The organism is Ruegeria sp. CF8, assembly GCF_056537285.1.
Window position 1 is genome coordinate 397,220 of record NZ_JBQFRG010000004.1, and the last position, 23,011, is coordinate 420,230.

Below are 23,011 nucleotides of genomic sequence, written 5' to 3' on the forward strand. Positions count from 1 at the left end.
GAGAGAAAAGCAATGCAGAGATTGTAGTTTAATACTCCCCTTCTGGGGGCCTTACGCAAATGCTGTTTGCATCAGCGGAGTAGTTCCAAACATCTACTTATAGTAACGAATTACACGATAGAATTTGCACCAATATCGTGTATATTTATACAATATTTCCCAATCGAAAACAACTGACTCTGTCGCAATCTCCGCCCCCATCCGTCAGGTGAAGACCGTATCGGTCACTGGACCAAAATCCGGGACCGTTGCGTTCGTGCCCCAAACCCTGCGCAAATGCGCCGCCGCCATAATCCCTGTCATGGTGAGGGTAACGGTCACTTCTTGCGCGCTACAAATGTAAGTCCGGATCGTGCCAAGGAAGTCGCTCAGGCTTTCGCCCTGATAGCTCAGACCGGTTTCGATCACCTGAAGATTATACCCAAACGCCTCTTAGATTGCGCGCTCCTGCACGGCTTCGGTGATAAAGTCGTCAAGCGAATTGACCAGCAAGTGCTGGAAGGACGCAAGACTATGATTTCATAAAATAATTAATCTAAGTGAATGACGGCCACTCTCTGTTCCCGCGCATGGAACATCGCCTGAGATCAGGGCGTAGCTTCGGACATCAGCAAGGAATCGAACAGTTTGCGCCAGTGCTCGCGGGAAATGGGACCGCGCAGAAATTAGCTTGAGCTACTTTTCACCTTCTTGGGTGTAAGAGAACCGTTTCAGACACGAGGAAGTGCTTCGCTTTCTGTTCTGTTGGAACGAAAAAACCCAGCCGGAAGAACCGGCTGGGGCATTTGCAAGAACAGTCGTAGATCAGAGACCCCAGTCCTGCGACTGCTGAACTGTCAGTTCGCTGATTTGCTCCATAATGTCATATTCGCTGTGTACATTACGAACATTCACAACCTTCTCACCGTTGGCGCTGATTGTGCAGTTGCCGTTGGAATAGTCAAAGTGCAACTGGTCAAGCGAGGTCAAACCCAGTCCGGCCAGATCGAAAACGATCGAGTCATCAGCGTCAAAATCCACAATGCCCGGAGTTACACCCGAGTAGCTAGGACCAGTGAAGACAAAGGTATCGCTGCCCTCACCTCCGGTCAGTTGCACCATTCCCGATTTCAACGTCTGGTCAGAGTTTAAGATGATGACGTCATCACCTGCACCGCCATCAGCGGTGGCGACCATCGCGCCTTTGCGGATCAAGAGGACGTCGTTGCCATCATCGCCAAACAGCTTAGCGGCCTGATTATGTGCGCCGCCAACGATGTAGTCATCCCCGCCGCCGCCATTCAGGGTCACGAGACCGCTGCCGCTGTCGGCAACCATATAGTCCCAGCTATCGGTCCCATCGACGTTTGGAACAGTGTCATCAACTTGAACATCGATCCGGTTGCCATATTTCTCGAACCACGCAAGCGTGTTCGAACCAAACGCAGGTTCATAGACAATTTCATTGCCCTGAAGGCTGCGCAGATCGATGTAGGACGGGTCAAATCCGCTCCCGTCATCGTCATAGCGCACGATGTCCTCACCGGTCGTTTTGCTGAAAAGCACGATCTGACCGTTTTCGATGCGGTGATCCAGATCGAACCAGCCAGTCATCCCATAGGCGTCCATATCAATCTCGATCCGGTCGCCTTCTTTGGCGTCGAAATCGGTGATCGTATTCTGGCCACCGTTCAGAACGAAGGTGTCTATACCCTGGCCACCGGTCAAAGTGTCGTTCCCCTTGCCCGAAACCAACGTGTCGTTGCCTTCCCCGCCATCCAGGATGTCGTTTCCATCCATCCCGTTCAGCACGTTGTCACCACTATCACCGATCAGATGGTCATCGAACTGGCTGCCAATGACGTTTTCCATCTCGTAGACATAGTCGCGCCACTTGTCGCTTGTCTTGCCGTCATATTCTACGCCGTTCACCTCAAAGTAGCTTTTGCCGTCTTCTTTGCGCATGTCCACGGTGACACCGCCGCTGGCATCCAGGTACGCGATGGTATCATCACCGCCCCCGCCGTAGATGTGGTTAAAGCCAGACCCGGCGATGAAAAGGTCGTCGCCGCCAAAGCCCCAAAAGCTGTCATCTCCAGCTTTACTTTCCTCTCCATCTTGGCCGAACCGGTTGTATCCCATCAGGATATCGCCGTAATCCGTACCAAAGAGGTAGTCAGCGTTGGCTTTCCCATAGATCTCGGTGCCGCCATAAGCGCCCAGCATCAGGAACTTGCCGCTGCCCAAACCGTCAAGCGATCCGCTTGGCAAATCAAACGACTGGCCCGACTGCATGTCGACACCGTCTTTGTCGATGAAAAGCGCTGTTTCGACGACTTGCTTTGCCCAAGCCTGACGGAGAGAGAGATCATCCCAGTTCAAGCTTGAAGGGAAAGAGTTTTTCAGTTGGTCCCAGTAGATGACAGCGATCAGGTTCGGTGTGTCTGTCGATTCATCATAGATCCGGAACGCCTGCTCCTTTGGCAGACCTTCATGCTTGAAGGTGATGTCGTCGAAGTTGTGCTCGGTCAATGGAACGATGATCGTATCCTGTGTCGGATCGAAATCACGTACATGCGTGGCATTGCCATCTTTGAATTCGCCACCGGCTGTGCCGCCCATATTCGAGAGCGCTTCGCCCATTCCCAAGAACAGATTAACCAAGCCGCCCAACGGCCCGGGCAAAATGGCATCTGCGGCTGCACCCATACCTGACCACAATCCATCGGCCATGTAGTCCGTAAAGTCTTTGCCATCGTTTTTGGGCGCATTTGCATCGCCAAGTACGAATGTGTCAAAGCCAGAGCCGCCCCACAACTGGTCATGACCGACCTGGCCATCCCTATTGCCGGAATACAACCAGTCATTGTCGGCACCACCATACAGCGTATCCACTCCGGTTCCGCCCAACAGAACATCGTTTCCGATGCCACCATAGATCAGGTCGTCATCAGCGCCGCCATCGATATAATCGTGGCCTGTCCCACCGCTGAGCATGTCGTTGCCAGCGCGGCCATAGATCGTGTCATCTCCACCCATGCCGAAGATCTTGTCGTCGTGCTGGTACGAAGTTCCGCGATGCGTGTCTGCGCCATAGATGACATTGCCTTTGTCATTCCCGATCACGCCTGCTTCGACCCGATAGACGATGTCTTTTGTGCCGCCTTTCTTGCGGTCAAAGTGATGCCAAATGTCATTGGTGAAGTGGGTCTCGTTCTCACCCAACCATTTAACGCCGCCAGCGATGACCTTTTCGGTCACATCGATCCGGCTCCAGTTGTGGGGATATTCTTGCCAATTCAAGGACCAATACTCATGATCATAGCTGTCGAAGTGCATTTGATCGGGCGTCATCCCAATCTCGGGATCAACCTCATTGGCCGCGCCTGACGACTGAACCGCAAAAGACGTGTCCGCGATGATTTCTGGCAAGGCTGATGCCTTGGGGCCAGCAAGCGAAACCTGGTCGGAAGACTCAAGCGGTTCACCGCTCGTCTTCACAGAGAGCAGCTCTTCGTTCTGCTCTTCGATAATTTCATCCGGGTTGACAGAGTCCATCGCGAAGGGATGGTGGTTGGATTTGTTTGAATGTTTCATCTTCTTTCTCCTCACTATTCTGGATGTTTGGCACACGGAAATCGGGCCAATTCTCATCGCAGATCATAAGGAAGATGTGGTCGTTCGCGGATGTGATCTCAACGCGAAAATGACCCGTAACCTGTTACAAAGTATGACAAAAAATGAAATTGCTACGATTTATAACGCGCTATCCGGCTGGCGCCGATTCAGGCTCCAGCCGGTAGAATACTTGGCTTTCCTTTTGGTTGACCGAGCGCCTTTTTCAATCGAAATCAAGGCGCTCGGAGTTTGGTTTTGCAGCGGTAGAGGGTCGCTACATTTTGGTTGCATTCAAACGACCAGATCGACGAAGAAGCTATCGGTCGGAACGATTTCGCACAGCGGCGGAGGTGTCGTTGCCGACAGTTCCATTTCATCCTGCGGAACCTCGGTACCGCAACGAGGATCGGGCATGATCGGTGCGACAGCGGTCAGGCCCTCACCCTCGCCAGCAGGAACTGCGCCATACGGCAGAGGAGCCACTGCGATCAGGTCTTCACCTTCACCGGCAGGAACCGCGCCATAGGGCAGCGGTGCGACTGCAACCAGGTCCTCACCGTCCTGAGGCACCTCGGTGCCGCAACGGGGATCAGGCATGATCGGGGTCACAGCGGTCAGGTCTTCGCCTTCACCGGCAGGCACCGCACCAAAGGGCAGCGGGTTCACAGCGACCAGCTCTTCGATCGGATCGGCAACCAGCGGATTGGCTGGCAGCGGGGTTACCGCGGTCAAGTCCTCACCATCCTGGGGCACCGGGGTGCCGCAGCGGGGATCGGGCATGATCGGGGTCACAGCGATGATGTCATCGGCCGCAATTTCAAAGTTTGTATGTGTCTTGGTAGTCATTGGTATTCTCCTCATTAAAGTTGGTACTTGGCACCCAAAAATCGGTTAGAAACGTCCTCCTCGGGTATACAAACAAGGTGGTTAGTCCACCCGTTGCTTTCAACGTGAATTCACGGCGTAAATTGTTACAAAGTATGACAAAAATCTCTTCAGCAACGGCGATTTTTCTGCTCAGAAGCTATGTGACCCGCACCAAAGTCGTTGACGAATTTCGGTGGAAGGTTCGGCGCATTCTTGGGTTGGTTTTCACTGCCGATCTTGGCACCAATGTGGGTCTTCAGAGATACCCGAACGAAAAAAACCAGCGCCAATTCTGACGCTGGTTTCGATGTCACGTCACGTTAAAAAAACGTACAAGCGATTAGTGTTCTCAAGCCTCCCGGAAAGTTGTCCGGATCTGTTTGCTGAGAGGATCGACAAGATACTGGAACAGTGTCCGCTGTCCGGTCTCGATATACACTTCTGCGGGCATGCCGGGTAGCAAACTCAGCTGAAGGTCAGCCAAAGTTTCAACAGCGCTTTCGTCTAAGGCCACGCGTGCTTCGTAGAACGGCATTCCGGTCATTGGATCCGTTTTCAGATCGGCCGAGACAAACTGGACACTGCCATCAAACCTCGGGGCGATGTGTTGGTCGAACGCTGCAATCACGACCGTCGCCGCCTGACCGACCGAGACGTTGTTGATATCCTGCGGCATGACGCTAGCCGTAACGACGAGCCCGTCGTTTTCCGGCACGATCTGCATCAGAGTCTCACCTGGAGAAACAACGCCACCTTCAGTGTGCACACCCAATTCATGGATGATACCATCTGACGGTGCCCGGATTTCGACGCGCGCCAGTTGCAGCTCTGCAGCGGCCCGGCGTTCCTTCAGACCATCAAGCTCGACCTCAAGCGCAGAAATCTCGTTCATCACCTGCTCGCGGAAGGTCTTTTCCAACTGCAGGATGTTGATCCTGGTTTCGCTGATGCGCCCACGCGCGACCGCAATCCTTGAGGTCAGCCCCCCGCTGTTTCCCAACAAACCACTGCGTTGGCGTTTCAGCGATGTAATCCGGTTCGCTGGTGTCAGACCCTTCTCAAAGAGTTGGGTCAGCCCCTCAAGTTCGCTATCAATCAGTTCGATCTCTTCTAAGGAAGCCTCATATTGTGCCTCAAGACCAGCGATTTCCTGTTCTGTCTGGGCGATCCGTTCTTCGAACGCTGCAACTTCACCCTCCTGTGACAGACGGCGGGCTTCCATAACGGCACCCTGGGTCGCCAGAGCGCGTTGTACTTTCGGATCATCCTTTCGAGCGTCGAGTTCTTCGGACAGTTCAATCTCGTCCAAACCGTCGCGTTCGGAAATCAGGCGCGACAACTGGGCTTCAACCGCGATCAGGCGGTCATCGACCAGCACCTGGCTGCCGGACAAGAGCTTGTCGTCAAGTGTCAGAACAACGTCCCCGGCAGCGACCCGATCACCGTTGCGGACATGGATTTCTCCGACAATACCTCCATCGGGATGTTGAACGGCCCGCAGGTCCGAGGAGACTACGACGTTTCCACCAGTCACCACTGCGCCGGACATTCGGGCTGTTGCGGCCCAGCCGCCAAAGCCGATCACCAACGCCGCAATTGCGGCAAGGCCAAAGCCGATGGACTTCCACGACCGGTCAACGAAAGCTTCGGTTTGGGTGTTGGATTTTGTATCGGTATTCATAACTTCCTCCATTTGATTGGCTGCTGCGTCGGGCTGGATTAGCCCGCAGCAGCGACAGGGGTTTCGTCAGTGTTCTCTTGTGTCGGCTGAGTCTGGCTTTTCGCCACCTGAGCCGGTTGCTGCGTGGCTGGACGGGCCTGGGCTGCCGCTGCTTGATTGCGTTGACGCAGACGCTCCATCACTTCGGCGCTGGGGCCGAAATCACTGGCGCGGCCATCGTCCATAATCAGAACTTTGTCGACAGACCCGAGCACGCTGGCCCGATGGGCGATAACGATTACAATCGCACCGCGCGCTTTGGCGGCCTGGATCGCGTGGTTCAAGGCAGCTTCGCCCTGCGCATCCAGGTTTGAATTGGGTTCATCCAGAACCACCAGGAACGGATTGCCATAAAGCGCTCGGGCCAGTGCAATACGCTGACGCTGACCACCGGACAGGGCGGCACCACGCTCCCCTACCGCTGTTGCATAGCCGTCTTTGAAGCTTGCAATCAGCTCGTGCACACCGGCGGCTTTGGCAGCGGCGATAACCATCTCATCTTGCGCCTTAGGATCGAAGCGCGCGATGTTCTGGGCAATTGTTCCGTCAAACAGCTCAATATCTTGCGGCAGAAAGCCGATCTGCGGGCCGAGCTCTTCGGGCAAATACTGATCAATCGGTACTCCGTCGAGGCTGATACTCCCTTTAGCTGCAGACCACGCGCCAACCAGCGTGCGGGCAAGGGTCGACTTACCACTGCCGGTCGAACCGATCACAGCAAGTGCTTCTCCGGCCTTCATGTCGAAACCGACGCCTTTGAGAACGGCCGATGTCACCATAGGCGGAGCGGCGATCAGGCCGTTTACAGTCAGAGACTTCTCGGCCTTGGGCAGAGAAATTCTGGCATCGTCTTCTTCGCTGGACAGAGTGTCCTTCAACTGTGCCCAGGCCTGACGCGCGGCCACCAGACTGCGCCAGCTTCCGACAAGCGTTTCAATTGGCTGCAGGCCACGAGACATGATGACAGAGGCCGCAACAATCGAACCTGCCGAAATTTGCCCGTGGATGGCTAAATAGGCCGCAACAGCAAGAACACCGGACTGAAGGGCCAGACGGAAAACCTTGGTGAAACTACCGGAGACTCCAACCGTGTTGGCCGCCTTGGCACTTGCACCCAGGTGAAGGTCATTGATGTCCTGCCAGGACTTACCAAGATTGGCCTGCATGCCCATGGCGCGCACCATCTCGGAATTGCGACGGCTTGCTTCTGCCAAACGGCTGCGTTTGCCAGCATGCTGAGCCTGAACACAGGCCGCAGCCCGCACCTTGATGTCGGTCACGACAGCAATCACCAGCAACGCGACAGCGCCAATGACGCCAACCAGCCCGAGCCAGAAGTGCATGGCAAAAACCAAACCCAGATAGACCGGGATCCAAGGCAAATCAAACAGCGCCCCGGCACCTTGACCGGACAGGAAGCCACGGATTTTTTCGACATCCTGAATGGCCGCAGCCGGGTTGCCGGATGTACGACGAAGCGAGGGTTCTGCCAACGAACAGTCGAACGCTGTTTTTGAGAGTCTTTGTTCGAAACGATGACCCATGGCGACAAGAACGCGGGTGCGCGCGCCGTCAATCAGGGCCATGAAAAGGTACAGACCGGCGACAAGCGTACTGAGGGCCACGAGCGTATTCACGCTCTGGCTGGACATCACGCGGTCATAGATCTGCAGCATGAAAATCGGGCCGGTCAGCATCAGCAGGTTAACGGCACCGCTGAACACGCCGGTGGCAATCAGATTTCCTCGCAGAGCGCGGCGAGCGCCAGCGAGTTGCGGGTGAACGGACGAGTGCGAATTCATAACGGGCCTCCAATAAGTGTGTCTGTGGGAAATACGTGGGAGCCCGCACCGAACGCCCCAAGGTTTTGTCACACTTTGATTCAATTGCCTTTTCTGCCCTCAGCGGGACCGAACGGATGAACCGCACGCTCAGCGATGTTCTGGAACCGGGCCAAAACCTTTCGCATCAGCTGTTGCACCACAGATGCAATTTCCGCTTGGGAAAGCAGCAGAAATTGAACTAGCGTCCAAACTAGGGGGATGGGACAAGGAGCCTTCGCGCGATGCGCTGGAATGATCTGACACTTCGAACACAGGTTATGAGCATCGTTCTTGTCAGCTGGGCGATTGTCGGCGTGTTTTCGGTTGTCACCGACGTTGTCCAAATCCGCAGTTCACGCGCTGAAGAAATCCGAAATCGAGGCGATGCCTTTCTGGCTCAGGTGGTTTCAACCCTGGCCCGCGTACCGCCTGACGACCGCGCCGAAACAGCGCTTGGTTTCTTTCCTGCGGAATGGAGCGTCAGAGTGGGCATGCAGGATGCAGCAACCGCACTGAAAAATGGCCGCCAACGCCCGAACATGGCGGACTGGCTGGCGGCGCGGCTGGAACACCGAGGGATAGCCGTCGCGGAGCTGTCCGTGGCGGAGACGGTCATTGACGCCAGAGAAGACCAAAGCGCGCTGTTGCAACTGTTCAAGAGCCACGCGGGCGAACCTCTCGACGCAGAAAGCGTTGACGCGTTTCTGGTAAGCGTTTTCTCGGTCCGGCTTGAGGATGACGAGGATTGGCTGAACTGCTATTTGCTGATGCAAAACAAGAGTATCGCGCCTTTGGTCGTTGTTGGGTCCATCGACAGTCTTGTCGCACTTACCCTGCTCTGTATTCTTGCGTTTCTCATCCAGAAAGTCATGCGTCCACTGAGCGCTATGGCCATCAATGCCGAGTTGATTGGCCGCGGTGAAGAGGTCGGCCCGCTGATCGAGACGGGTGCCATCGACATTCGCCATACGATCATCGCGTTTAACCGGATGGAAGCCCGTATCGTTCTGGCGCTCGAGTACAAGACCACCTTGCTCCGCAGCCTTGGGCATGACCTGAAAGGGCCTATTGCCCGGATGCACGACACCATCGAGAAACTGGAACCAACGGCCCCAAAAGAGCAGCTTCTTAATCGGTTGGATACCCTCAGCGAAATCGTGAACTCCGTCACCGACCTCAATCGCCAAACGCACCACGATGGAGATCTTGTGCGATTGGATCTGCGCTCATTGATCGAAGCTCTGGTGGAAGAGCAGGTTGATGCCGGTCGCGACGTGACCTACAGCATCGAGCAGTCTGCCATAGTGAACGGGCGTCACAATGCGCTGACCCGTGTTCTGAGAAATCTACTTGAGAACGCCGTTAAATTTGGCGGTCGTACTAATGTTACTCTGACCAGAGTAGATGACATGGCCGCAATTCATATTGACGATGAAGGGCCGGGCATCCCGGTCGAGCAGCTAGAGACCGCATTTGAACCGTTCCAAAGACTGGGCGCCACGGAACCCGGTACCGGCCTTGGCTTGGCCATTGTACGGACCATAGTCGTGGATCAGGGTGGCACCGTATCGTTGGAAAACCGACAAGGCGGAGGTCTGAGGGCGAGCGTGTTCTTACCGATTGATAAGCAAAACTAGCCCGGCCGGAAAATATAGCCCTGACCCCAGACGGTGCGGATATGTTCGGGGTTGGCAGGATCGCTTTCAATCTTGGACCGCAACCGCTTTATCAGGGCGTCGACGCTACGGTCCCCTGCCCCACCGTGCTGCCGCGTGCGCGCGACCGCCAAAAGATCTTCCCGCGTGCAAAGCACATCCGAGTTCTCGACGAAAAAGCGAATAACGCGCGCTTCACTCGAAGTCAGGGTGATCACGCGCCCATCATCGTGTTTGAGGTGGCGTTCATTCTCCACCAATTCCCAAGGACCAAACCGGTTCAGACGTTTTTGGCTTTTCTGACCCGTTTGCCTGCGTCTCATAAGCGCCCGAATACGCGCCAATAATTCAAGGTCATTGAATGGTTTGATAATGTAGTCGTCCGCGCCCAGCTCCAGCAATGAAATGCGTTCGGCATCGTCGTCAACCGAACTGATCATGATAATCCCGGCATCAAGACGCGAGGCAATCTCGCGACAGAGCACTTTCCCGCTTGTACCGGGCATGACAAGATCCAACAGAAAAAGATCGTAATCCTCGGTGTCTATCTTTTCCCGCGCCGCGGGTACATTTGGCACGTGTTCAATCTGGTAGCCTTTGTGTCGCAGGAAAACACACACGTTCTCGGCAAACTCTACATCGTCGTCGCAGATGAGAATCCGTTCATCGATAACGGTGGAGCCGGCCGCAGCATCATTCATTCTGTATGGTCCTCAGAAGATGTTTTCCGCCGTGATAACAGCATCGGGCATTGCACAGTGTCAACGACGCAGCCACCAAGAGTTGCAAGGCCTCAAGACGTTAAATCAGCAGTTTGACCTGACAAACCGCGTCCAGATCCGTATTGTTTCAACATTTAGCGGACGTTGACGCATTGAGGGCCAGCAAATGCCTGATCAGCAAATTCAATCGGGAAAATCGACCGAAGGCATGGTGGATTACAACGAGAACTCCTCTGCGCAACTGCAATTGGTTCGTCTGTTGAATCCACTTGTTCATGATTTGGTTTCCTCAATGGACGAGCCCTGCAACGAGTTCAAAATAGTGGACTATGGCTGCGGGCCAGGTGTCAACTCTATTGAAATGGTCAAGCCCGCCATAGAGGCTTGTTTGGAAAAGTTCGACAACTCACCAATCGTCGTATGCCATTCCGATCAAGTCGCCAACGACTGGAACACCTTGTTTGAACTGGTCGAAGGTCCGACAGGTTATGCACACATCTCCAAGAATATTCGCACCGAAGCAACAATCGGATCCTTTTATGATCGGGTTGCATCCCCTGCTTCGGTGTCGTTCGGGACATGTGTTTTTGCAAGCCATTGGCTGAGCCAGGGCATTCAACTGAACTCGCCAGGAACTGTCTGGTTCGCTGATCTTCAAGGCGATGCCCGACAAATTATCGATGGGATCGCGCAGAAAGACTGGACACGCTTTCTGCTCCAGCGGGCTCAAGAATTGCATGCAGGAGGATATCTTGTTGTCGGAACACTTGGTTCTGTTCCCGATCCTTCCGAGAGAAACGGCATTGCCGCATCAGGGCGCGGAATTTATCGCGCGATTCAGGTTGTGGCCAAGACAATGGCGGACGACGGCCACATTAGCCCCGAAAGCCTCGATTCATTTTTATTCTCACTTTGGTTCATGACAGAAGCGGAGGCGAAATATGCTCTTGAGCAAAACATTGACCTGAGAGACTCGTTCGAAATATGCCAAATCAGTGTGGAACCTGCGCCGATAAAGGCTGACGACATTTTCAAGGAACATATCGACGATCCTGAAACCTATGCCGAGAAGTATGTTGGATACACCCGGGCCTTTGCTGACTCCACTTTGAGAACGCAACTATTTGGTCCAAACTGCGACAGCGCTGAAATGCTCGACCAGCTTATGACCGAGTTTTACAGCCGTCTTGCGCAACTCTATGAGGCTGAATCGAGCAAGTACGCATGCGAAGTTTGGCATCTTGTTGTTATTCTCCGCAGAAAGTAGCAAGAGACTTACATTCGCACTACTAGCATCAGTGCAGTTTTTCGGCGTAAACCTTCACCAGCGTCGCTCTGCATTTTGATGGGACACGGCCCAAACGCGACATCCATCCCGTTCAGCGTTGCTGCGTAACAGCTTTCCTGAAGCGGACCTTTGGAATACCCCATTTGACCTGGGCCACCGTTATGTTTGAGTTTTGGAGGGTCGTCCAATCCAGGCATTCGCGACTAGTCCCTCCGCAGCTCGATCACAGGACCAAACTGACGTCTGCTCATGCAATAATTGCCAAAGCTGCACTTTGGCGCTTGAGCGAAAATTTCAGTTTTTTGCCGCAGTCATTAGTCGGGAAAACCAAGCGCAATCGCCGCCTCTTCAGTTAAGGCGCGAAACTCAGTGTGACTACTCGGAACCAGAGCCTTCGCTTTTGCTATGCTGAACCCAGGGTTCCGGCGTTTCGTTTCTTTTAGCCACCGTGACACACCTTCATCATTGCCAACCAAACGGTTTGTCATAGCCGCAAACATAGCGTGGCCCGCATGCGCACCAGGGGTCAGCGCGGTTTGTTGCGCCCACTGAACGGCAGAAACATAGTCCTTTGCGGCAAGCGCGATCCACATCTTGTTGCAGAGCATGCCACCTCGCAGCGGGTCAAGCGGGCTAAGAGCAATGGCAAGGTCCGTCATTTCGTTTCCACCTGCGTAGTCCGATGTGAAGACCTTTGCCCAACTGGAAGCGTAACGGCCAAATGCGTAGTTCGGACTTTCAAGGACCGCTCGGTCAAACCACGGCTTACTCGCCTCTGTATCACCGGTCAGCCACAGGCTTCTGCCCATCACTACATTCGAAAACGGGTCACGCGGTTGAAGAAGAACACTTTCCTCGGCGCTGCGTCTAGCGGCCAGTCGGTCCGCAGCCAGGTCGGACGAATATCCCAGAAACACACGTTGAAAATTGGTGAATGAGATTCCTGCGTGTGCACGCGCCAATGTTGGTTCCAGCGCTGCAGCCCGTTCGAACATCTGTCGAGCTATTTCGGTATCAGCTTTGTTGAACCGATACATATGTCTGAACCCCAAATGCAAAGAAGACCAGGCATCCAGATTTTCTGCATCGTCGACATCCAAAAGCCTGGCCTCATGTTCCGGCAATTCAAATTCAGAAATATTGAGCACGGCGCCGGCAATTTCGGTTCGCAAACGTTGCACCTCGTCAATCGGGGCTTCTTTTCGAATTGCCCAGACGACCTCACCGGTGCGGGTATCGGCCATTTCAACATCCACATAGAGACGGCCAGCCAACGTCTCCACCATCCCGGAGATGCAGTATTGTGCTCCCAGCAGTGACTTTACGTCTTCAAACTCGATCGTCTGTCCTCGGAACCTGAAGGACGATCCGTGTGCGATGACACGCAACCAACGCACGCTGGAAAGCGATCTGATCAATTCGCGCGGGATTGCATCCGCCAATGATCTTCCGACCTCTAGGTCGCCGAGTGCTGAAAACGGCAACACTGCGATACATGGTGGGACCCCAACTATATTCTGCTCGGTGGTTTCGGGCGCTTCCAGTGATGTGACACTTGCTACCGACACCAGTTTGGCGGGCGCCACAAAGCGAAACCCCTGCCCGCGCAACGTACGGATGTATTTTTGAGCACTCCCATCATCGCCCAATGCCTGACGCAGAGACTTTACGCGGCCAAGGATTGTCCAATCCGAAACCACACGTCCAAACCATACACGTTGGACAATCTCATCCTTGGAAACCACCCGATGGCGGTTTTCGAGCAAAAGAACCAACAGATCAAAGACTTGCGGCTCAAGCGCGACAGCGGTCACACCACAAAGAAGCTCGCGGGTGTCAGTGTCTAACGTAAAGGCATCGAACTCGTATCGCATTCTCGTACTGCTCCCTCGATCTTGCCATTTTAGCCCAAGCGAAGTCTCAAATACAGATTTCCAATGATCTCCCAAAAATCTCCCAATTGACTTCAAGCAGTCCATGCGGCGGCGCGGTAGAGCCGTCGCATTCGGGCAATCCGCCCAGTCAAAAAAGAGTTTGGAGAATGACATGTCCCATCAAGAAACGCGATTGTCGGGAAACTGGCCAGCTGCCGGTTCCAAAGAAGTCGCTTCGGACTATTTCAACGCCGCCATGCGCGCGTTCAACATCTACCGGGGCGATCCCGTGGCGCTGGCTGACCAGGCGATAGAGGCTGCGCCGGACTTTGCAATGCCGTATATTCTGAAAGCCTATCTGTTCGGATTGGCAACCGAGCCTGATGCCGCAGCTGAGGCGCGGAACATTTTGGCGACAGTCCGACCGCTTGCCAAATCCGACCTGGAAAAATCGCATGTCGATGCCCTGAATGCGCTTCTTGCCAACAATTGGACAGAAGCTGCCGTCAAGTTGGACCGCCACAACATGTCGTTTCCACACGATATTCTGGGCCTGCAAGCCGGTCATCTGATGGACTTTTACCGCGCCAACGCACGCGACCTGCGAGACCGGATTGCGCGGATCCTGCCGAAGTGGTCGGAAGACCAGCCGGGCTATTCCATCCTCCTGGGCATGTACTCATTCGGGCTGGAAGAGACCGGTGACTACAGCCGGGCTGAAGCAATCGGTCGGGAAGCTGTCGAACGCGATCCGTTGGACTGCTGGGCGCAGCACGCCGTTGCGCATGTGCTGGAAATGCAAGGACGTGCAGAGGACGGGATCGAATGGATGACGTCGCGCGAACCGAATTGGTCGGGTGATGACAACTTCTTCAAGGTCCACAACTGGTGGCACAAGGCACTTTATCACCTCGACCTTGGTCAGGCCAAAGAGGCGATCAAGCTGTACGATGCGCGGATCCGCGAAGGAAAAAGCGATGTGGCACTAGATCTTGTCGATGCCTCGGCCTTGCTGTGGCGCTTGCATCTGGAAGATCACGACATCTCTGATCGTTGGGCCGATGTTGCGGCGTGCTGGGACAACCACGCCGATGGCAAGCTGTATCCGTTCAACGATTGGCACGCAGCGATGGCCTATCTGGGTTCAGGTCGCGATGACGATGTTGATCGTATCGTTGATCGGTATCGGAACGCGCCTTTTAATGGCGGCGAAACATCTCGCTGGGCCAAGGCAACAGGACTCCCATTGATCGAAGGGTTCAGGGCATTTTGGCAGGGCCGCTACGACGACGCGACCGAGGCGCTCCATGGTGCACGGTTTATCGCAAATTCATTCGGCGGCAGTCACGCGCAGCGGGACATTATCGATTGGACGTTGACCGAAGCCGCACTGCGTTCTGGCAACCGCAACGCAGCTGAAGCCCTGGCAAACGAGCGGATTGCCGTCAAGCCACACAGCCCCATCAACAAACGCTTTCTGGGTCGTGCGAACGCGCATTCCCTCAGATCCGCGACCGTAGCCTAGCAGCCAACGTCGCAGAGAAACTGGCGCGAGCGCGGATTGCCCGCGCCAGAAGACCTGATTGAGAGGACAAAAAATGAGAACTGAAATCCGCCATGTCGAAGCACAAGACGTATCGGACATCAAATGCATATTAACTGATGATTCCGTGATGTTGGGTACAATGCGCTTGCCACATGTTGCAAACGTCAATGTCGAAGCGCGTATTGAAACGGGACCGGGTGACTACAAACTGGTGGCCGATGTGGACGGTTGTGTCGTTGGCATCTGCTTTATGTCGTCGACGCCCGACGTGCCACGGCACAATCATGCAGGCGAAATTGACCTGGTCGCTGTGCGCAGCGATTTTCAGGGCAAGGGAATAGCCAAAGCGTTGCTGGGCGCGATGCTGGATCTGTGTGACAACTGGTTGCAGCTGGAACGGATCGGACTTTTGGTGTGGTCGGACAATACGCACGCCATCGAACTCTACGAAGCATTTGGATTTGAGCGGGAAGGCATCATTCGCAAATACGCCCGTCGACCGGGCGGCTTTGTCGATGCGATGATGATGGGCCGATTGTCAGATCACCACACGGTGACTGATCTGCATGTCGGCCACCAGGCAAGCCATTCAATTTGAACATGAAAACCGGGCCTTCTGCGTTTCAATCGAACGCAGCAAAAGGCGTAAGCTTGCGAAGGACAAAGACATGACTCTACCACTTTGCGCCAAGCGCTCTGCAAATCTGACGATCTCAATATTATGCCTGACAACGGTGATGGCCTGCCCGGCTGCGCAGGCTGACGTTCAACCCTTGCCTCTGCCTCTGACGGATACAGATTTTCTATGGGATGGAAATCCTGACCAGGCGCTCGTCACTCTTGGACAAAAACTCTTCTTTGACCCCATTCTTTCGGGCAATCGCAATATTTCCTGCGGAACCTGTCACGACCCGTCGCTCGGCACTGGGGATGGATTGGCACTGGGCATTGGCGAAGGCGGCCAAGGCGCAGGTCAAAAGCGCGAGACGAAAGACGGCGTGATCGGGCGCGTACCACGCAATGCTCAGCCACTCTACAATATTGGCGCGAGAAGTTACACGCGTATGTTCCACGATGGCAGGCTGGAGCCCGATGATCAAAAGACCTTCCCAAGCGGATTCTGGAGTCCCGCGCGCGAACACCTGCCCGCCGGGCTGCCCAATGCGCTGACCGCGCAGGCGATGTTCCCTGTTCTGTCACCTGTTGAAATGGCGGGCCAGAAGGGAGAGAATCCGATCGCGACCGCAGTGGCCGAGGATCGGTTGGTGGATGCATGGGACCTGATAGCTGAACGTTTGGACAGTATTCCCGCATACCAACGCCTCTTTGAGACGGCTTTTGGACCAGGACAGATAACTTTCAGCCAGGCTGCCGAAGCCCTTGCGGCGTTTCAAAGCGTCGTGTTCCGGTCCGAGGGCAGCCCGTTTCATCGCGCCCTGGCATCTTCGGATTTTTCGAGCCTTCCGGACAACGCCCGAAGGGGTATGGACCTGTTCTACGGCTCTGCTGGATGTGCAGAATGTCACAGCGGACCGCTTCTTACAGATCATGCGTTTCACGCGATTGCGATGCCGCAGATTGGCCCGGGCAAAGGCCATGGCAAAGACACAAGCTACTGGCAGGCCTCTGGTTTTATGGACCGGCTTGAGGATGAAGGGCGCTATCGTGTGACCTTCGAGGTGGAAGATCTCTTTCGCTTCCGAACGCCGTCACTGGTCAACGTCGCTTTGACGGGGCCATGGGGACATAGTGGAGCGTTTGACACACTCGAAGATGTGGTTCGGCATCACGCCAATCCATTGGAAAGCCTTGGAAGCTACGAAGCGCCGCCATTGCAGTGGATTGACGGCTTCATCGAGCAGACTGGAAGTGGCTCAGCTCTGATCTTTCACCCGCTAAATCCTGCGCGGCGGACCGCGTTCGATGCGCGGGACGGGTTTGTTCAAGGCTCAGAACGATTGCGGGGCCGCATCGCCGAAGCCAACGAGCTTACGCCCAAAGCAATGACGGACGATGAGATCGCCGACATTGTCGCATTTCTGAACACGTTGACCGACCCGACGATGACTGACTTGTCCGCGCTGGTTCCCGACAGCGTTCCTTCCGGGCTTCCACCGCAACCAAAGCGGTGAGCTAGAGGCAGATTCCCAATGACACCTTGCGCAAAACCCTATTCCTTTCAGCTGGTCAAATTCGCGAGCACCCCGAAGCACTTAGCGTTCGCCCAGCGCGCGAAAACGGCGCGGTGTCAATACGTCGACCAGCTACCCGCCTTTCTTCTGCGCAACGTTGCCCTGCATCAAGCTGCGCATGGAAAACCACTCAGCCCGTGCTCTGTAAACGGGTTTTGAGAAATTCATCTGCGAAAAATTGAAAAGGAGATTCCCATGCTTCGCATTTTGAAAACCACAACTGTTCTGTTGTCGATGACCCTTGTAGGTAGTGTTGCTGCTGATGACTTCGACCACACGGAATACGACTCCGGAGGTGCTGTCGGACCCACAGACCCAACTCCCGAGGCCAACATCATGATGGCTGCCTATGAAGCGAAGCGAACTATGTCGCTGAGCTTTATGTTCCATATCGACGAAGGGTTGACCGAACAGGACGTTTTCTTCGAAAAAGTCCCGGGTTCGGGCGAGGTGTTCCGCCCGACTGCCGCGACACGCGATATGAATGCGCCGCTCTTTGCTCTGGCAGATCCAGTGCCGCACACGCCACTGCAAACGGAAAACACAGGACCGTGGCCGAAAGGCAAGCCGCTGGGTATCACGCTTGGCGAATGGTTCGCTGCCAAAGGTGAGGGTACGTACCGGTGCGAGGACGGCACAGGCGAGGTGGATCTGCAATTTGAAAATCTCGTGCCCAATGGTCTTTACACGATGTGGCACGACTTTGCTGTCTGGCCGCCGACCGATCCGTTCAAGGGATTTTATGACCTGCCGTTCGGCGCTCGCGATGGTTCGGAAAACGCGTTCAGGGCCGACGCTGACGGGTACGCACACTTTCACCGCACGATAACGCCCTGCCTTCAGCTTACTGGTGAACAGCTTATCTCAGAACTGGCCATTGCCTGGCACAGTGATGGGCAGACTTGGGGGCCGGACACGGGCGAATTTTCGACCAAGACCCACGTCCAACTCTATGTTCCATTGCCCAAACGGCACGGCCTTTGATCGGACGGTGAGTCACCCCTGCTAAGCACCCTGCGCAATGCGATGCAAACGCAGAGTGCTATTTCAAAATCCAGACACCTAATTCCGTAGCCGCGCGTATCGCGTCGATACGGAACACGCTGTTCGAAAACGGCAGAACACAAACGTCCGAAAGTGACTGGTGTTGCGGATGCGGCAACTCTGGCCTCGCGTAGCCTCAGCGGCAGTGCAACGCAAGGATCAAAATACGACTATCCATATGTGGCCCTGGTCTGGGTTGTAATTGATGCCAAGTATCTGACGTCAGCACCGATAGGACAGTTTGGGGTGACCTGATAAGAGAGGGTTTCTGTCTCATTGTAACCACCAAGGAGAGAAGATGAGATAGAAACCCTGAACCAATCAGAGCCACGGCGAGAAGGTCGTTAAGGACATTCGTCGTGCCACCCGCAAATGGTATTCAGCTCAAGAGAAGATCAGGATTGTTCTGGACGGGCTGAAGGGCGAGGAGAGCATGGTGGAACTTTGCCAACGGCAATCGTCAAACTCAACTTTACAGGGTGCCGCATACGTCGAGGAGCCCATCGATTTAAATCAAAACAACTAGAAACCGACAAACCTGCAGAAAACACCAGACATTCTACAGGTCTTCTACAAGTTTCAAATCCCAACTTTTGGCAAGAGTTGTTCCATTGAATGCGAAATCAATGGAGACAGACAATGAATACAGCCGCCGCACTTGCCACCGCACCAGATCTGGCCGCGGTCAAATCAAAACAACACGCTACATGGTCGTCAGGTGATTACGCCGCCGTAGGTACTACCTTACAAATCGTTGGTGAAACCCTTGCAGAAGCGATGGATTTGCGACCCGACGCCCGCGTTCTGGATGTTGCCGCCGGAAACGGCAACGCAACCCTGGCTGCAGCGCGGAGACACTGCGATGTCGTTTCCACAGACTATGTTACCAGTCTTTTGCGCGCGGGTGCCGCTCGCGCCAAAGCCGAGCAGTTAACCGTCGCATTTCAAGAAGCTGACGCAGAAGACCTTCCCTTTGAGCGGGCGACTTTTGATCATGTGACATCTACGTTTGGTGTCATGTTTACGGCCAATCAACAGGCGGCTGCTGATGAAATGCTCCGCGTCTGCCGCAGTGGAGGCACTATCGGTCTTGCCAACTGGACGCCAGAAAGCTTCATAGGCGAAGTTTTTCGAACCATAGGACGGCATGTGCCACCGGTTTCGGGCGTTCGTTCCCCGTTGGAATGGGGAACCGAGGCGCGTTTGCAGGCACTCTTTGGGGCACAAGCCAAAAAGATCGAAATCACGAAACGCCAATTCACCTTCCGTGAACGTTCGCCGCAGCATTGGGTGGAACGGTGGCGCGAAATTTACGGCCCAATGCACAAAGCCTTTGACGCCGTCGGCGAGCGCGCACCGCAACTCGCAGCAGACCTGATCGCAGTTGCGCGCAATCACTCGACCGATACTCAGGCCATGATTGTTCCGGCTGAATACGCCGAGATCATCATTCACCGAGCATGAAAAACCATCAGCCCGGCGGGAATTCGCCGGGCAATTCATTCTCAGGAGACATTCAATGCTAGGGCAGTCCGAACACCAGAGATCACTCCCGCTTTTCGACAAATATGGCGGCATGCGTGCTTTGCATTCGGTGATCATCAATTTCTATGATCGCGTGCTGGACAGCGATATTGTGGGTCCTTTCTTTGACGACGTCGACATGGCCAAACTGATTGATCACCAGATGAAATTCTTCGCGTCTATATTGGGCGGTCCTGCGAAATTCACAGATCAACGACTGGTGAGTGCACATCTTCACATGACCATTACAAACGCGCAATTCGATGAAGTTATCGCGCTCTTGAGCGAGACGCTGACCGAAGCGGGCTTTGCTCCAGACGATCTTTCCAAAACACTAAACGCTGTTGAAGCGCGCCGTTCGCTGATTGTTAGGTAGTTCCATGCAAATCCAAGAAATAAGTGCAAGCCTACTAGGCTCCATCAATGTTGGAATCTGCATCGTTGACGCTGACACCGGCGTCATCGTTTCGCTGAACCAAACGTTTGAGACATGGTTCAGTGACGCGGCACAGGGTCAAGTTTTGAATTTGGATACGTCATTCGAAATTAAAGACCTGCCAGACAAAGAGCCGGTGGAGGTTCGCACGAAGGTCAAACATCGGACTTTGGTCGTTGAACTCAGTGCCCATGAAGCAGAATACGAAGGCAACACGTTGATTGTCATCGAAGGTCAAAACATCTCGCGCCTGCGCGAGACCGAAGCCATGATCGACAGCTATGCGGCCATGGTTGACAAGCGCACCCGCGAGTTGGAGCGAGAAAACAGGCGTGTTGAAAAACTGCTTTTGAACATGATGCCAAAATCGGTCTACGAGGAATTCATGACATTCGGATGTGTCACGCCACGATTGTTCGAGCCGGTGACGGTCATCATGCTGGATTTTGTGGGTTTTACCAAGATGGCCGCAGCGGGCGACCCTAACGTAACCGTTTCTGAACTAAACTCAATTTTCACCGCATTCGATCAGATTGGTGAGCAGCACGGCAGCGAGAGGATCAAAACCATCGGAGACTGCTATATGGCGGTGACTGGATTACCGCATTCCACACCAGATCACGCGCTTTCTGCCGCGCGGGTCGCGGCCAAAATGATGCGCTTTCTGGAGCGGCGCAATCAAACGCACCCGCACACATGGCGCGCTCGCATCGGCATTGCCAGCGGCTCTGTCGTAGGCTCAGTGGTCGGCGTTCAGAAATACGTCTATGATGTCTTTGGTCCTGCGGTGAACATGGCTGCGCGTTTGCAGGCTCAGTCCGACCCCATGGAGATCACTGTATGCGACTCGATGCGCGACGAACTGATCGAAGATTTCAAACTCAGTGAGGCCGAGACAGTCTCCTTGCGTGGATTTGGCGATACGCAAATTGCACGCCTGAAACACTACCAACCAAACAGAAAGGTCGCTTGAGCCGCAGGCGCGGGGTCTGAGTTTTTAGAAACCTGCCTTGCGAAATGAATTGAGCATGCGATCACGGTATGCCTGATCTTTGACGACACTTGCCTCAACAAGTTTTTCGGCAGTGGCATCCGGCCTCACGCTACGGACTTTTGCGGCCATGGCCTGCATCCTGTCGGTCAGATTAAGTTCGGCAGCGCAGGCTAAGATCAATCGGGGTGCCCAAGTAGAGCCGGGCGCTTCAATATAACCTTGTTCAAGCAGAGATAAGGCATCTTCATATTCGCCCAATCCGTATCGGGCGGCGCCAATGCCAAAGTAATAGCTAAACCGCATCGGATCATGTGGGCTAAGACGCAAAGCTCTTTCGTAGTTTGCGACTGCTTCGTTCATGTTCCCGGCAAAGGTTTCCACGGCTCCCAACATTGCCCAGGCCCAAGCCAGACTTGGGTCCAGCGCAAGGGCAGACTCGAGGTGATGGCGCGCTGCAGTATGTTGCCCTGCAGCCACCTCGGCCGTGGCCACGAATGTCAGAACCAATGCATCGCGCGGCGCAAGGTCAAGCGCGCTTTTGCCATGTTCCATCGCCTCTGCAAGCGCAGCCGGTCCGTCAGGGGCCCAGTCGGACATCGCCTGTTGTCCCAGACACCACGCAAGCATGGCATGGGACAAGGCATGTTCGGGATCTGATACCAATGCCCGTCGCAAATGAACCACGGCCTGCCGATTGTCATCCGCGTCCATCCGCATGCAAAGCGGCGTCGCGCGTAGGAGTTCATGATATGCATCCGTCAAGTCAGCCTCAGCCAAGGCGCGTTGCACTTCAACCATCATGATATTCGGGACGAGGCGGCCCAGAATGGCCGCAACCACCAGGTCTTGCGCCTCAAACGGGTTGTCAAGCTGCCCTTCAAAACGATCTGCCCAAACCTCTGCTTGCCGCCCTGCATGCAACAAAGAAGCGTTTAGGCGAAATGCATTCCCCGCAAATCGCAGTTTGAGGCCAAGCACGTACCGAACGCCCAATTCTTCGGCCGCTTGCTTTGCGTCATTCTGACCAGAATATCGGGCGACATAAATCGTCCCCACCCGACCAATGGCTGCGCTTATATCGTCCTCTAACCCTTCACCAAAAGCCCGTTCAGCATCCGTTGGATGCACCATCGTGGTTGCCATGATGGCAATGGAGGGTTGCGATAGGACCGCTGCAGAGCCGGTCTTGTCATGCGTTTCCTCGACCGTACCAACAAATTGGAACCCGTGCCCGTGCACAGTTCGGACCAAAGCCTGCCGCGCGCCGTCATCTCCTATGGCCGCTCTGACCGCCTTGACGCGGCTGCTTAGGGCTGCATCCGAAACGATCCTGCCTTTCCAGATAACCGAAAAAATCTCGTCCTTCGACACGACACGGTCACGGTTTTCAATGAGATGCCGAAGCAGCGCGAACACTTGCGGCTCGGTCGCAACTGGAACGTCTTCCCGCGTCAATTGCAGGCGGCTTGCGTCCAGAACGTATTGATCAAATGCATATTTCACAGGGTAATTCTGCGCGAAATCAGTTTTTGCGTAAAGCGTGAACGCAAATCGCAGCACCCGTTTGCCGCTGTTTTCGAGTCCAAGAAAAACGCTTTGGCAGTGGCCAGACCGCAAATTCGTCAAGTCTTCAGAAAATCACCAGAAAACCTCCATGAAAGGGCCAAGCATCGCAACAACCGGCTCGGGCAAACAGAGGTCATCTGAAACAAAAGTGAATTGGAGCCTG

General features: G+C 54.6%; 17 protein-coding genes. 9 read left to right on the forward strand and 8 right to left on the reverse strand.

The window, feature by feature from the left end; all coding sequences use genetic code 11:
* Nucleotides 1-204 precede the first annotated feature (204 nt).
* The 5 genes from ACR0EV_RS12125 to ACR0EV_RS12145 all read right to left on the reverse strand — a co-directional run bounded on the left by ACR0EV_RS12125 (nucleotide 205) and on the right by ACR0EV_RS12145 (nucleotide 7,986).
* The gene (locus tag ACR0EV_RS12125) at nucleotides 205-408 is read right to left on the reverse strand and encodes a hypothetical protein (protein ID WP_480800321.1); all 204 of its coding nucleotides are present in this window, start codon (nucleotides 406-408) and stop codon (nucleotides 205-207) included.
* A 396-nt stretch (nucleotides 409-804) separates the two neighbouring features.
* A complete protein-coding gene (locus tag ACR0EV_RS12130; protein ID WP_480800322.1) occupies nucleotides 805-3,576 on the reverse strand; it encodes a calcium-binding protein in 2,772 nt (923 codons plus the stop codon).
* Nucleotides 3,577-3,888: 312 nt separating this feature from the next.
* Complete coding sequence (locus ACR0EV_RS12135) at nucleotides 3,889-4,443, reverse strand: hypothetical protein (RefSeq protein ID WP_480800323.1); 555 nt, start codon at nucleotides 4,441-4,443, stop codon at nucleotides 3,889-3,891.
* A gap of 370 nt (nucleotides 4,444-4,813) precedes the next feature.
* The gene (locus ACR0EV_RS12140; protein ID WP_480800324.1) at nucleotides 4,814-6,145 is read right to left on the reverse strand and encodes an HlyD family type I secretion periplasmic adaptor subunit; all 1,332 of its coding nucleotides are present in this window, start codon (nucleotides 6,143-6,145) and stop codon (nucleotides 4,814-4,816) included.
* A gap of 38 nt (nucleotides 6,146-6,183) precedes the next feature.
* Complete coding sequence (locus ACR0EV_RS12145; RefSeq protein WP_480800325.1) at nucleotides 6,184-7,986, reverse strand: type I secretion system permease/ATPase; 1,803 nt, start codon at nucleotides 7,984-7,986, stop codon at nucleotides 6,184-6,186.
* Nucleotides 7,987-8,249: 263 nt separating this feature from the next.
* Here ACR0EV_RS12145 and ACR0EV_RS12150 point away from each other — a divergent pair, with 263 nt between their 5' ends.
* Nucleotides 8,250-9,644 carry a sensor histidine kinase gene (locus ACR0EV_RS12150; protein WP_480800326.1) on the forward strand — a complete coding sequence of 465 codons (1,395 nt, stop codon included), beginning with the start codon at nucleotides 8,250-8,252 and terminating at the stop codon, nucleotides 9,642-9,644.
* On the opposite strand, the gene ACR0EV_RS12155 is transcribed toward ACR0EV_RS12150, so the two are convergent.
* A complete protein-coding gene (locus ACR0EV_RS12155) occupies nucleotides 9,641-10,363 on the reverse strand; it encodes a response regulator (protein ID WP_480800327.1) in 723 nt (240 codons plus the stop codon). The genes ACR0EV_RS12150 and ACR0EV_RS12155 overlap by 4 nt on opposite strands.
* 187 nt (nucleotides 10,364-10,550) lie before the next feature.
* On the opposite strand from ACR0EV_RS12155, the gene ACR0EV_RS12160 reads away from it, so the two are divergent.
* Complete coding sequence (locus ACR0EV_RS12160) at nucleotides 10,551-11,651, forward strand: class I SAM-dependent methyltransferase (protein WP_480800328.1); 1,101 nt, start codon at nucleotides 10,551-10,553, stop codon at nucleotides 11,649-11,651.
* A gap of 335 nt (nucleotides 11,652-11,986) precedes the next feature.
* On the opposite strand, the gene ACR0EV_RS12165 is transcribed toward ACR0EV_RS12160, so the two are convergent.
* Nucleotides 11,987-13,546, reverse strand: a complete 1,560-nt coding sequence (locus ACR0EV_RS12165; RefSeq protein ID WP_480800329.1) for a winged helix-turn-helix domain-containing protein — start codon at nucleotides 13,544-13,546, stop codon at nucleotides 11,987-11,989.
* A 172-nt stretch (nucleotides 13,547-13,718) separates the two neighbouring features.
* Between ACR0EV_RS12165 and ACR0EV_RS12170 the strand changes: the two genes are divergently transcribed.
* The 7 genes from ACR0EV_RS12170 (at nucleotide 13,719) to ACR0EV_RS12200 (ending at nucleotide 21,261) form a co-directional block, all read left to right on the forward strand.
* Nucleotides 13,719-15,071 carry a tetratricopeptide repeat protein gene (locus ACR0EV_RS12170; RefSeq protein WP_480800330.1) on the forward strand — a complete coding sequence of 451 codons (1,353 nt, stop codon included), beginning with the start codon at nucleotides 13,719-13,721 and terminating at the stop codon, nucleotides 15,069-15,071.
* A gap of 73 nt (nucleotides 15,072-15,144) precedes the next feature.
* Nucleotides 15,145-15,690, forward strand: coding sequence for a GNAT family N-acetyltransferase (locus ACR0EV_RS12175; protein WP_480800331.1), 546 nt, complete (start codon nucleotides 15,145-15,147; stop codon nucleotides 15,688-15,690).
* A gap of 70 nt (nucleotides 15,691-15,760) precedes the next feature.
* Nucleotides 15,761-17,224, forward strand: coding sequence for a cytochrome-c peroxidase (locus ACR0EV_RS12180; RefSeq protein WP_480800332.1), 1,464 nt, complete (start codon nucleotides 15,761-15,763; stop codon nucleotides 17,222-17,224).
* A 255-nt stretch (nucleotides 17,225-17,479) separates the two neighbouring features.
* The gene (locus tag ACR0EV_RS12185) at nucleotides 17,480-18,268 is read left to right on the forward strand and encodes a hypothetical protein (protein ID WP_480800333.1); all 789 of its coding nucleotides are present in this window, start codon (nucleotides 17,480-17,482) and stop codon (nucleotides 18,266-18,268) included.
* A gap of 699 nt (nucleotides 18,269-18,967) precedes the next feature.
* A complete protein-coding gene (locus ACR0EV_RS12190) occupies nucleotides 18,968-19,792 on the forward strand; it encodes a class I SAM-dependent methyltransferase (protein ID WP_480800334.1) in 825 nt (274 codons plus the stop codon).
* Between the two features lie 55 nt (nucleotides 19,793-19,847).
* On the forward strand, nucleotides 19,848-20,228 hold the full coding sequence (locus tag ACR0EV_RS12195) for a group I truncated hemoglobin (protein ID WP_480800335.1): 381 nt from the start codon (nucleotides 19,848-19,850) through the stop codon (nucleotides 20,226-20,228).
* A gap of 4 nt (nucleotides 20,229-20,232) precedes the next feature.
* A complete protein-coding gene (locus ACR0EV_RS12200) occupies nucleotides 20,233-21,261 on the forward strand; it encodes an adenylate/guanylate cyclase domain-containing protein (RefSeq protein ID WP_480800336.1) in 1,029 nt (342 codons plus the stop codon).
* Nucleotides 21,262-21,285: 24 nt separating this feature from the next.
* Here ACR0EV_RS12200 and ACR0EV_RS12205 read toward each other — a convergent pair whose 3' ends face one another.
* Nucleotides 21,286-22,785, reverse strand: a complete 1,500-nt coding sequence (locus ACR0EV_RS12205; protein WP_480800337.1) for a winged helix-turn-helix domain-containing tetratricopeptide repeat protein — start codon at nucleotides 22,783-22,785, stop codon at nucleotides 21,286-21,288.
* Nucleotides 22,786-23,011 lie beyond the last annotated feature (226 nt).

Bases quoted from the DNA above. Each gene is read 5' to 3' on its own strand.
- ACR0EV_RS12130 (WP_480800322.1), bottom strand. From the start codon at position 3,576: ATGAAACATTCAAACAAATCCAACCACCATCCCTTCGCGATGGACTCT.
- ACR0EV_RS12135 (WP_480800323.1), bottom strand. From the start codon at position 4,443: ATGACTACCAAGACACATACAAACTTTGAAATTGCGGCCGATGACATC.
- ACR0EV_RS12140 (WP_480800324.1), bottom strand. From the start codon at position 6,145: ATGAATACCGATACAAAATCCAACACCCAAACCGAAGCTTTCGTTGAC.
- ACR0EV_RS12145 (WP_480800325.1), bottom strand. From the start codon at position 7,986: ATGAATTCGCACTCGTCCGTTCACCCGCAACTCGCTGGCGCTCGCCGC.
- ACR0EV_RS12150 (WP_480800326.1), top strand. From the start codon at position 8,250: ATGCGCTGGAATGATCTGACACTTCGAACACAGGTTATGAGCATCGTT.
- ACR0EV_RS12155 (WP_480800327.1), bottom strand. From the start codon at position 10,363: ATGAATGATGCTGCGGCCGGCTCCACCGTTATCGATGAACGGATTCTC.
- ACR0EV_RS12160 (WP_480800328.1), top strand. From the start codon at position 10,551: ATGCCTGATCAGCAAATTCAATCGGGAAAATCGACCGAAGGCATGGTG.
- ACR0EV_RS12165 (WP_480800329.1), bottom strand. From the start codon at position 13,546: ATGCGATACGAGTTCGATGCCTTTACGTTAGACACTGACACCCGCGAG.
- ACR0EV_RS12170 (WP_480800330.1), top strand. From the start codon at position 13,719: ATGTCCCATCAAGAAACGCGATTGTCGGGAAACTGGCCAGCTGCCGGT.
- ACR0EV_RS12175 (WP_480800331.1), top strand. From the start codon at position 15,145: ATGAGAACTGAAATCCGCCATGTCGAAGCACAAGACGTATCGGACATC.
- ACR0EV_RS12180 (WP_480800332.1), top strand. From the start codon at position 15,761: ATGACTCTACCACTTTGCGCCAAGCGCTCTGCAAATCTGACGATCTCA.
- ACR0EV_RS12185 (WP_480800333.1), top strand. From the start codon at position 17,480: ATGCTTCGCATTTTGAAAACCACAACTGTTCTGTTGTCGATGACCCTT.
- ACR0EV_RS12190 (WP_480800334.1), top strand. From the start codon at position 18,968: ATGAATACAGCCGCCGCACTTGCCACCGCACCAGATCTGGCCGCGGTC.
- ACR0EV_RS12195 (WP_480800335.1), top strand. From the start codon at position 19,848: ATGCTAGGGCAGTCCGAACACCAGAGATCACTCCCGCTTTTCGACAAA.
- ACR0EV_RS12200 (WP_480800336.1), top strand. From the start codon at position 20,233: ATGCAAATCCAAGAAATAAGTGCAAGCCTACTAGGCTCCATCAATGTT.